This is a genomic window from Flavobacterium sp. (assembly GCF_031409475.1).
GTDB lineage: Bacteria > Bacteroidota > Bacteroidia > Flavobacteriales > Flavobacteriaceae > Flavobacterium.
This window is the reverse complement of the sequence record NZ_JANNXH010000059.1, coordinates 1-9,972: the sequence shown is the minus strand read 5'-3', so window position 1 is coordinate 9,972 and position 9,972 is coordinate 1. Positions and strand designations below refer to the sequence as shown.

13 protein-coding genes are annotated in these 9,972 nt (G+C 32.8%); 7 read left to right on the top strand and 6 right to left on the bottom strand.

From position 1 onward, the window contains the following. Nucleotides 1-338: hypothetical protein (locus tag RMO53_RS10470; RefSeq protein ID WP_310380355.1), on the bottom strand; the 338-nt coding region annotated here is incomplete at its 3' end. A gap of 165 nt (nucleotides 339-503) precedes the next feature. Between RMO53_RS10470 and greA the strand changes: the two genes are divergently transcribed. The 3 genes from greA (at nucleotide 504) to RMO53_RS10455 (ending at nucleotide 2,685) form a co-directional block, all read left to right on the top strand. Continuing rightward, on the top strand, nucleotides 504-980 hold the full coding sequence (gene greA / locus RMO53_RS10465) for a transcription elongation factor GreA (RefSeq protein WP_310380353.1): 477 nt from the start codon (nucleotides 504-506) through the stop codon (nucleotides 978-980). 126 nt (nucleotides 981-1,106) lie between these two features. Continuing rightward, nucleotides 1,107-1,496 (top strand): HIT family protein, encoded by a 390-nt coding sequence (locus RMO53_RS10460; protein ID WP_310380351.1) that lies wholly within the window; start codon nucleotides 1,107-1,109, stop codon nucleotides 1,494-1,496. A 28-nt stretch (nucleotides 1,497-1,524) separates the two neighbouring features. Next, nucleotides 1,525-2,685 (top strand): transglutaminase domain-containing protein, encoded by a 1,161-nt coding sequence (locus tag RMO53_RS10455; RefSeq protein WP_310380349.1) that lies wholly within the window; start codon nucleotides 1,525-1,527, stop codon nucleotides 2,683-2,685. Here the strand turns inward: RMO53_RS10455 and RMO53_RS10450 are convergent, their stop codons facing one another. Next, complete coding sequence (locus RMO53_RS10450; RefSeq protein WP_310380348.1) at nucleotides 2,686-3,834, bottom strand: HAMP domain-containing sensor histidine kinase; 1,149 nt, start codon at nucleotides 3,832-3,834, stop codon at nucleotides 2,686-2,688. Between the two features lie 148 nt (nucleotides 3,835-3,982). Here RMO53_RS10450 and RMO53_RS10445 point away from each other — a divergent pair, with 148 nt between their 5' ends. The 4 genes from RMO53_RS10445 to RMO53_RS10430 all read left to right on the top strand — a co-directional run bounded on the left by RMO53_RS10445 (nucleotide 3,983) and on the right by RMO53_RS10430 (nucleotide 7,013). Next, nucleotides 3,983-4,861, top strand: coding sequence for a flavin reductase family protein (locus RMO53_RS10445; protein ID WP_310380347.1), 879 nt, complete (start codon nucleotides 3,983-3,985; stop codon nucleotides 4,859-4,861). A 28-nt stretch (nucleotides 4,862-4,889) separates the two neighbouring features. After that, a complete protein-coding gene (locus RMO53_RS10440) occupies nucleotides 4,890-5,261 on the top strand; it encodes a DUF3127 domain-containing protein (protein WP_310380346.1) in 372 nt (123 codons plus the stop codon). 319 nt (nucleotides 5,262-5,580) lie between these two features. Beyond that, entirely contained in the window at nucleotides 5,581-6,219 is a 639-nt protein-coding gene (aat, locus tag RMO53_RS10435) for a leucyl/phenylalanyl-tRNA--protein transferase (protein WP_310380344.1), read from the top strand. 2 nt (nucleotides 6,220-6,221) lie between these two features. Beyond that, nucleotides 6,222-7,013 carry an MOSC N-terminal beta barrel domain-containing protein gene (locus RMO53_RS10430; protein WP_310380341.1) on the top strand — a complete coding sequence of 264 codons (792 nt, stop codon included), beginning with the start codon at nucleotides 6,222-6,224 and terminating at the stop codon, nucleotides 7,011-7,013. Here RMO53_RS10430 and RMO53_RS10425 read toward each other — a convergent pair. From RMO53_RS10425 to rpsB, 4 genes are all read right to left on the bottom strand, one after another. After that, complete coding sequence (locus RMO53_RS10425; RefSeq protein ID WP_310380339.1) at nucleotides 7,010-7,570, bottom strand: DNA-3-methyladenine glycosylase I; 561 nt, start codon at nucleotides 7,568-7,570, stop codon at nucleotides 7,010-7,012. The two genes, RMO53_RS10430 and RMO53_RS10425, sit on opposite strands and share 4 nt — an antisense overlap. A 2-nt stretch (nucleotides 7,571-7,572) precedes the next feature. Then, nucleotides 7,573-8,226 (bottom strand): queuosine precursor transporter, encoded by a 654-nt coding sequence (locus RMO53_RS10420; RefSeq protein ID WP_310380337.1) that lies wholly within the window; start codon nucleotides 8,224-8,226, stop codon nucleotides 7,573-7,575. A gap of 162 nt (nucleotides 8,227-8,388) precedes the next feature. Continuing rightward, entirely contained in the window at nucleotides 8,389-9,213 is an 825-nt protein-coding gene (gene tsf / locus RMO53_RS10415) for a translation elongation factor Ts (RefSeq protein ID WP_310380335.1), read from the bottom strand. A gap of 116 nt (nucleotides 9,214-9,329) precedes the next feature. Then, a partial coding sequence (rpsB, locus tag RMO53_RS10410) for a 30S ribosomal protein S2 (RefSeq protein WP_310380333.1) occupies nucleotides 9,330-9,972 on the bottom strand: 643 nt, incomplete at its 5' end.

Genomic DNA, 9,972 nt, shown 5'->3' with positions numbered 1-9,972 from the left:
GTAAACAAACTGTATTGCGCGTTATCACAGGCGCAAACCGCATTAATTCCACTTATTGACATGGTGGAACAAGCAGCCAAAGCTTGATTGGGACAAGCCGCATCAAAGGCATTGTAACCCGTTCCGGTTGTATTAAAAATTAGGATTCCTCGCGCACCAACATTTGGATAATAAACCCCGTTGCTAACAAATTTCAAGTTAGAATAAGCGGGCAAATTAGTATTGATATCCACCGTAAAAGTATAATTAGGGATAAAAGGATTTTTATTGTTAAAATCATTATTGCTACAACAATAAAGTAGTGGAATGGTAAGAAACAGGATAAGATATTTTTTCATTATTGAAAATATTTTAAAAGAATTAACGAAACAAATTTAATTTAATTAACTTTGAAATATATATGTTTGACATATATTTATGGACTAAAAAAAATAAAATGTATCTTTGTGGAAAGAAATCCCGTCCCGATGGGATTTTTTCTATTTTATATAAACGATGAAGTTATGAGTAAAGTATCTTATTACACCGCAGAAGGATTAAAAAAATTAAGAGACGAATTAGACTATTTAAAAAGTGTGATGCGACCAAAAGCATCTCAAGATATTGGCGAAGCACGAGACAAAGGCGATTTGTCCGAAAATGCTGAATACGATGCAGCAAAAGAAGCACAAGGTATGCTCGAAATGCGTATTGCCAAGCTCGAAGAAGTACATTCGAATGCGAGATTGATTGACGAAACACATCTGGATGTTACCAAAGTCTTGGTTTTATCTAATGTAAAAATCAAAAATCAGGCAAATGGTATGGAAATGAAATACACACTTGTGGCCGAAAGTGAAGCCGATTTAAAAACAGGAAAAATATCAGTAACATCTCCAATTGGAAGAGGATTACTTGGAAAAAAAGTAGGTGAAGTAGCTGAAATTACAGTTCCTAACGGTGTCTTGAAATTCGAAATCCTAGAAGTTTCTAGAGACTAGTTTTAGGCAGCAGATTTCAGTCCCGATCCCGAAGTTTCGGGACGGGAGTAGATTTCAGTTAGCATAATTTAAACAACTTTAAACTTTTAAACCTCCCAACTTCCAACTCCTAACATCCAACTTCTTATGTCAAGTATTTTCACAAAAATCATAAACGGTGAAATTCCGTGTTATAAAATAGCCGAAGACGAAAATTTCTTGGCTTTTTTAGACGTAAACCCAAACGCCAAAGGGCATACTCTTTGTGTACCAAAACTGGAAATCAACAAGATTTTTGATATTCAGGATGATTTGTATATTGGTCTGATGCAGTTTTCTAAAAAAATTGCCGTTGCTCTTGAGAAAACGGTTCCATGTAAAAGAATAGGAATGGCTGTAATTGGTCTTGAAGTGCCACATGCGCATGTGCATTTAATTCCGCTGAACGAAATGGATGAAATGCGTTTTCAGAACAAAGTTACCATGACGAAAGCAGAGTTTGAAGCTTTGGCGAAAGCCATTCAAGCCAATTTATAACATTCATTTTTAGAACTAATCTAGTAAAATGAAGAATACTTTTTTTATTTTCACGCTTTTTTTTTCAATAATAACTTCAAGTCAAGTTATTATTGGTACTGAAAAAGCAGACAATATAATGGCTAAAATTCCAGTAGACTCCACAACTACTACAACTGGAATTTCAAATTATATAAAAACGAATTTTAAAACAGAAAACGACAAAATAAGAGCTGTTTTTTATTGGATTGCATCAAACATAAGTTACGATGTACAGCATATGTTTGAACCCAATACCATTCAAAATCCAAAAGAAAAAATCGCATCTACTTTAAAAACTAAAACAGGAGTTTGCATTCATTATGCAGAGGTTTTTAATGCTATTGCTAATAAACTTGGAATTAAAACCCGCATAATTGTAGGTTACACCAAACAAAACGGCGTAATAGCCACAATTTCGCACGCTTGGTGTGCCTCACAAATAGATGGGAAATGGTTTTTGTTTGATCCCACTTGGGGTTCAGGTGGACTTAATAATGGGAAGTTTGTAAAAAAACTTAATAATTCGTATTATAAAGTAGAACCTCAAAAAATGATAGTCTCGCATATTCCGTTTGATTATTTGTGGCAGTTTCTTAATTTTCCCATCACAAACAAAGAGTTTTATGAAGGGAAAACAGCTTCAAATACGTCAAAAAAAAGTTTTGATTTTCAAAATGAGATTAACAAATTCGAAAAATTAATTGATACAGACAAAGCGTTTGAATCAGCAGCAAGAATTGAGGCAAATGGCATTGTTAATAATTTAATTTTGGACCAATACAAATTTGAAAAAAACAACTTTAAGGCTTTAAATCAAAATAAAAATATTGATAAGGTAAAGCTAATCGTCACAAATTACAATGAAGCCATTACGTATCTCAATGATTTTATTGTTTATAGAAACAAAAAATTTAAACCTGAACAATCAGATTCAGAACTGAAAATGATGATTCAAAATGTAAAGGATAAATTTAAAAAATGCGAAAATGATATTTACAGTTTAGGTTCTCTGGGAAACGAAAACGCTTCAAATTTAAATAGTATCAAAAAATCTATCGCAAGTTCGATTGCACAAACAGAGGCGCAAGAAGTTTTTGTAAAGGAATATTTAAGCAAAAGTGAAATAGGTCGAAAATTAATGTTCAGTAGTTTTAGAAAACAAAACTAACTAGTTCAACTTGTATGAAATTTGCATCGTTGTTCCCTTTCCAATTTCAGAATTCAGGACTTTTATGTTCCCTTTATGGTATTCCTCCACAATTCTTTTAGTTAACGACAATCCCAATCCCCAACCCCTTTTTTTGGTAGTAAATCCGGGTTCAAAAATAGTTTTGAATTGTTTTTTTTGAATTCCATTTCCAGTATCCGTTACATTTATTTTTACAAAATCATCCTCTTTAATGATTTGTAAAACTAATTTTCCTTTGCCCTTCATGGCGTCAACTGCGTTTTTCATTAAATTTTCGATTGTCCAACTGTGCAAAGTGGGATTTATAAAAACTGTAATTGGCTCTTTTGGACCTTTGAAAGAAAACTCTACTTGTTTAGAAAACCGCGATTGTAAATAGTTATATGTTTGTAGAGTTGCTGCGATTATATCTTTGTTTTCCAATTTTGGCTCTGAACCTATTTTAGAGAATCTTTCGGTAATAGTTTGTAGTCTGTCAATGTCTTTTTCAATTTCTAACGTGGTGCTTTCGGCAACATTATCGGCTTTTAGAATTTCGACCCAACCTATTAATGACGAAAGTGGCGTGCCAATTTGATGCGCAGTTTCTTTAGCCATTCCTGCCCAAAGCTTGTTTTGAGTAGCCATTTTCGTGCTCCGATAAAAATTATAAACCAGTCCGCCAAAAAGCACAATAATGAGCAACAAAGCAATAGGATAATACTTTAGTTTGTTTAATAAAGCGGAATTTCCATAATAGACATATTGAAATTTCCCTGGCACATACTCTATGGCAATGGGTTCGTTTTGCTTTTTTAAATTTTCTAAAAAGGATTCTAATTGAGAAGGATTAGCAACAATGTCATCATCAATATTATTGGTGTTTATAATTTTATTGTCTTCGGTAAGAATTAAAGGAATGGTTTTATTATTACTAAAAATTTCCAGATTTAAATCGATTTTATCAGTTTCTAAATTGGCGTTTAAAAATGATTTTTGTGCCGATGCCCAAATATTCATTTTCAGGCGTTCTTCATTTTTAAAAATTTGAAAAAAAGTATAGGTATTCCAAAGAATTAATAAAACGATAAGGAAGGAAGCAAAAATAATAATCCAACGGGTTGTGTTTCTTCGCTCTGAAAACTGCATAAATTTGTTTTTTGTGGTATAAATATAATAATTCCATTAGCAATAGCAATATCAAATTTCAAATATCAATAGTAATGTCGAAATAAACTCACTAACAATTTCACATTCCATTTTCTTATTTACTATTTTTGTTTTAGATAAAAACAACATGATAAGCATAAAACCAAACGAAGTTTCTCCTGCAAAATTGCAAAGTTATTTGCAAAGTGCCATTGCTCCTCGACCTATAGCATTTGCAAGTACAGTTGATAAAAATGGAAAACCCAATTTGTCTCCGTTTAGTTTTTTTAATGTTTTTAGTTCCAATCCGCCCATACTTATTTTTTCTCCAGCACGACGCGTTCGGGACAACTCCATTAAACATACTTTGATCAATTGCAATGCCACACACGAAGTTGTTATCAATATTGTAAATTATGATATGGTGCAACAAATGTCCTTGTCAAGCACTGAATATCCTGATGGTGTAAACGAATTTCTAAAATCAGGGTTGACACAAATCCCATCAGATATTGTAAAACCGTATCGTGTTGCCGAAAGTCCGGTGCAGTTTGAGTGCAAAGTCAATGAAATTATTTCGTTAGGAAATGAAGGCGGTGCAGGAAATTTAATTATTTGCGAAGTAGTTAAAATTCATATCAACGAGAGTGTTTTGGACGAAAACGGAGTGATCAGTCCTGAAAAAATAGATTTGGTTTCCCGAATGGGAGAGAATTGGTATTCGAGAGCAAAAATGGGACTTTTTGAAGTGGAGAAACCCATAAAAAATTTAGGAATTGGAGTAGATACAATTCCAGATTTCATCAAAAAAAGCACCGTTTTTGATCGGAATGATTTAGGTAAATTAGGAAATGTTGAAGCCTTGCCAACAAGTGAAGAAATTACTATATTTGTAAAACAAAATTTCACTATTAAAGGTGTTTTAAGCTCTGATGATGCTCAAAAAATACATTTAAAAGCTAAAGAATATCTCAATACCAACGATGTTTCTTCTGCATGGAAAATGCTTTTAGCAAAGGAAATATAAAATTAATATAACATAAAAAATAACGAAGATGGAAGTTACAGGAAAAGTAAAAGTAGTTGGAGCAGAGCTACAAGTTAGTCCAACATTTAAAAAAAGAGAATTAGTAGTTACTACAGATGAGCAGTATCCGCAAAGTATCATGATTGAATTCGTTCAAGATAAAAGTGATTTATTAAATACTATTTCTGTTGGTGAAAACGTAAAAGTTTCTATCAATTTAGGCGGAAGAGAATGGGTTAATCCACAAGGAGAAACTAAATATTTCAATTCAATTAAAGGTTGGAGAATCGAAAAATTAGCCTCAGAAACACCAGCGCCATCAGCTCCAATGCCTGCTGCCGAAGTTTTTGCTCCCGCAACAAGCTTAAACGAAGACGAACCAGACGATTTGCCTTTCTAAGAAATAATGAAGTCAAAAGTTAGAAGTCAGAAGTTTAAGTTTACTTGAATTTCTGGCTTTTTTTTGTTTGATGTTTATGTAAGTAATTAAAAAGAGATATTGTCTTAATATCAAAATAACATAAAAGTTTTTGCCACAGATTTGAAGGATTAAAAAGATTTTTAAGCTGTGTGACGAATCAATCTGTGTTAATCTGTAAAATCTGTGGCAAATTAATTTAGTGCGTCACTAAAATGCGATTTTAAATTTTGACTTTTACTTATGCCTACTTTTTGCAATGCTGAATTTTAATTTTTAATTCGTAATTTTTAATTGATTTATGTTTGTCCTTTCTAAAGAGTTGTTTTTCCCTCCTGTTTCTCAAGCTAATCCTGATGGCATTCTCGCCATTGGTGGTGATTTGTCACCAGACCGATTAGTTTTGGCTTATAAAAGCGGCATTTTTCCTTGGTTTGAGCAAGGCGAACCCATTTTCTGGTGGTCGCCCAATCCTAGAATGGTGTTGTTTTTGGACGAATTAATGGTTTCAAAAAGTATGCGAAATATTCTCAATAAAAATAGCTTTACAGTAACATTCAATCAAAATTTTAGAGCAGTAATTTCGAATTGTCAAAATATAAAGCGAAATGGACAAAACGGGACTTGGATTACCAATGAAATGATTGAAGCCTATTGTAAATTGAATGAAATGAGAATCGCCAAATCAGTCGAAGTTTGGCAAAATAACGAATTAGTTGGCGGTTTATATGGTATTGATTTAGGACATATTTTCTGCGGAGAAAGTATGTTTTCTACAATTTCGAATGCGTCTAAAGTGGGTTTTATATCTTTGGTAAACCAATTAAAAAAGGATAATTATAACCTTTTGGATTGTCAAGTCTACAACGAACACCTAGAAAGTTTAGGTTGTAGAGAAATTGAAAGAACGGAATTTATTGAACTTCTAAAAAGCAAATGATTATGAAAACATATGTTGTAACGGATTTATACATCTACCCAATAAAAAGCTTGGCTGGAATTCGTGTTGAAAGTGCCAAAGCCGAAGAAATGGGTTTTGAATATGACAGAAGATGGATGTTAGTAGATGAAGAAAATCAGTTCATAACCCAAAGAAAACATCCTATTTTAAGTCAATTTTATCCAGAAATTTTATCGGACAAAATCAGTGTTATTTATAAAGATAAAAAGTACGAATTTTTTATAAATGAAAGTTTAGAAAAACCTATTTCTTCAATGGTTTGGGATGATGAGAGTACGGTTTACGAAGTGAGCAAAGCGGCTTCTAAATGGTTTACTCAAGAACTTGGTTTTAGCTGTAAGCTAGTAAAAATTAGCAATACAGGTGATAGAAAACACCATGCTAAAAGGCTTGATAAAACCTTGATTGTTAGCCTTGCAGATGGTTATCCTTATTTGTTAATAGGTTCAGAAAGTTTGAAAATTTTAAATGAAAAACTGGAAGAAAAGATAACGATTCATAGATTCAGACCCAATATAGTTATTAATACTACAGTTGCTCACGAAGAAGATTTCTTTGATTTTTTTCAAATAGGAAAGGTACAATTTAAAAATGCCAAACCGTGTGGAAGGTGCGTAATGGTCAATAATAATCCGCAAACAGCTGTCGTTTTAAAAGAACCTTTAAAAACCTTAAGCAAATACCGAAAAGTGGATAACTCAGTTTTATTTGGTACAAATGTATTCTGTTTAAATGAAGGAGAAATTAATGTTGGTAACGTTTTAGAATTTTAATTTCGTTTCCAGCAATCTGCCACATGATCATCTACCATTCCTGTGGCTTGCATGTGTGCATAAACTACGGTTGAACCTACAAATTTAAAACCACGTTTTTTTAAATCTTTACTTATTGAGTCCGAAAGTGGCGTTGTAGCTACTGCTTCGGATAAGTTTTTATGATTATTTATGATGGGTTTTCCATCAACAAAACTCCAGATATAGTTTGAAAAACTTCCAAATTCTTGCTGAATTTTTATAAATGAAATTGCATTCGAAACTGCGGAACGAATCTTTAATTGATTCCGAATAATCCCAGAATCTTGCAGTAATTCTTGTATTTTCGGCTCATTATATTTCGCAATTTTTAAATAGTCAAAATCATCAAAAGCCGTTCTAAAATTTTCTCTTTTGTTCAAAATAGTAATCCAACTCAATCCAGCCTGAAATGTTTCTAGAATTAGGAATTCAAATAATTTATCATCGGCATAAACAGGAACTCCCCATTCTTCATCATGATATTTTTTATACAAATCACTCGACAAACACCATTTACATCTTATTTTCTCTTCCATAATTATTCCTTTTCTTTTGACAGATAGTTATTAATCCAATAATGACCTAAATAAATTAGTGGAGTCAACAATACTGCGATGGTTAATTTAAAAGTATAACCCGTTAATGCAGATGAAATAAAAGTTTCGAAATTAATTTTTCCGGGCAACCAAAAAGCAATTCCTAACACTATAAAAGAATCAAATAATTGAGAAACCACAGTAGATCCAGTAGTTCGCAGCCATATTTTACGATTGCCGGTTCGGTTTTTAAAAAACCAAAAAACCGTTACATCAATCAATTGCGAAACCAGAAAAGCAATAATACTTCCTACAATAATCCACATACTTTGTCCAAAAACAGCATAAAATTGACTGTCACTTACAGGACTTATTCCTTTTGCAGCAGGAACATTTATAGCCATTAATAAAATAACGAAAGCGTATGCAATCAAACACGCTGTGATAAGGGAAAGCTTTTTCACTCCTCGCTCGCCAAAATGCTCATTGATTAAATCAGTCGTTAGAAATACAATTGGCCACGGTAAAATACCAATACTCATTACAAACGGACCAACTTGAATTAATTTCCCACCTATTAATTCTGCCACAACAGCATTAGTTATGAAAATCCCAGCAAGAATTACAAATACGATTTCTTTTTTGGTTTTGAACATAGTATTTTAGTTTCTCAAATTTAGCATTTTATTTTCATTTTTGAGAAAGTGTACTGAATTTATAAAAAAATCCCATCTCGTTTTTTACAACAAGATGGGATTTTTATAGTAACGCGAGTTGGGAAATTTACTAATGAGATTGCTTCGTTCCTCGCAATGACTTTATCCTAAAGCAGCTCTTTTGAAACCAGTTACGATAAGATCTTTATCTAAAGACTTAGCATAAGCAGCAACGCTTAATTTATTGTCTTTAATGTAATCTTGGTTTACTAATGTGTTGTCTTTAAAGAAACGCGCTAATTTACCTTTAGCAATATTGTCTAACATTGCTTCTGGTTTTCCTTCTTGACGCAGGATGTCTTTAGCAATTTCTATTTCTTTAGCGATGGTATCCGCATCAACACCAGTTTCGTCTAATGCGATTGGAGACATTGCTGCGGCTTGCATTGCAATATTTCTTGCTACTTCGTCAGTTCCTGCTATGTTTGCAGATAGTGCAACTAAAGTTGCAATTTTGTTTCCTGAGTGAATGTAAGAACCAATAAAAGCGCCTTCTAATTTTTCGAAAGTTCTAATTTCTAGTTTTTCACCAATCACTCCAGTTTGCTCAATTAATTTATCAGCAACCGTGATTCCGTTAAAATCAGCAGCTAAAAACGCCTCTTTTGAATCGAAGTTCAATGCTAAATTTGCCATTTCAGTAGCCATTTTCACAAAGTTTTCGTTCATACCTACGAAGTCAGTTTCACAGTTTAAAGTGATTACAACTCCAGCAGTTTTGTCAGTGTTAACTACAGCAATTGCTGCACCTTCTGTAGATTCTCTATCAGAACGGTTTGCCGCTACTTTTTGTCCTTTTTTACGAAGGTTTTCGATAGCTAAATCAAAATCTCCATCTGCTTCAACCAATGCTTTTTTGCAGTCCATCATTCCTGCACCTGTGATTGTTCTTAATTTATTTACGTCTGCAGCAGTAATTGTTGCCATAATTTTTTAATTTAAAGATTAAAAGATTGAAAAATTTAAAATATTAAAAGCAATACTAATTGTAAAATCAATAGTCTTTCAATCTTTAAATCCTTCAATCTTTAAATTTATTTGATTTATTCTTCGGTTTTAGTTTCTTCTGCAATTACTTCTGGAGTAATAGCTTCTGCTACTTCAACAACTTCAACAGTTTCAGCAACTACTTCTTCAATCGCTACTGATGCAGTTGCCTCTGCAACTACTTCTTCAATCGCTTCAGCAGAAACTTCGGTTGCATTTTCATCTGGTGTTGCATCAGAATTTCTGTTTGCAAGACCATCAATAATAGCAGCGGTTACTAACGTTAAGATTTTATCGATTGATTTAGAAGCATCATCATTTGACGGAATTACATATTCTACTTCACGAGGATCAGAATTAGTATCAACCATTGCAAAAACTGGAATGTTTAATTTTTGAGCTTCTTTTATTGCGATGTGTTCTGCTTTGATATCTACTACAAATAAAGCAGCAGGTAATCTTGACATATCTGATATTGAACCTAAATTCTTCTCTAATTTAGCACGAAGACGATCCACTTGCAAACGCTCTTTTTTAGAAAGTGTCATGAATGTTCCATCTTTCTTCATTTTATCAATAGTAGCCATTTTTTTAACGGCTTTACGGATAGTTACAAAGTTAGTTAACATTCCACCCGGCCATCTTTCAGTGATGTACGGCATGTTTGCAGCTTTTGCTTTTTCAGCAACGATATCTTTT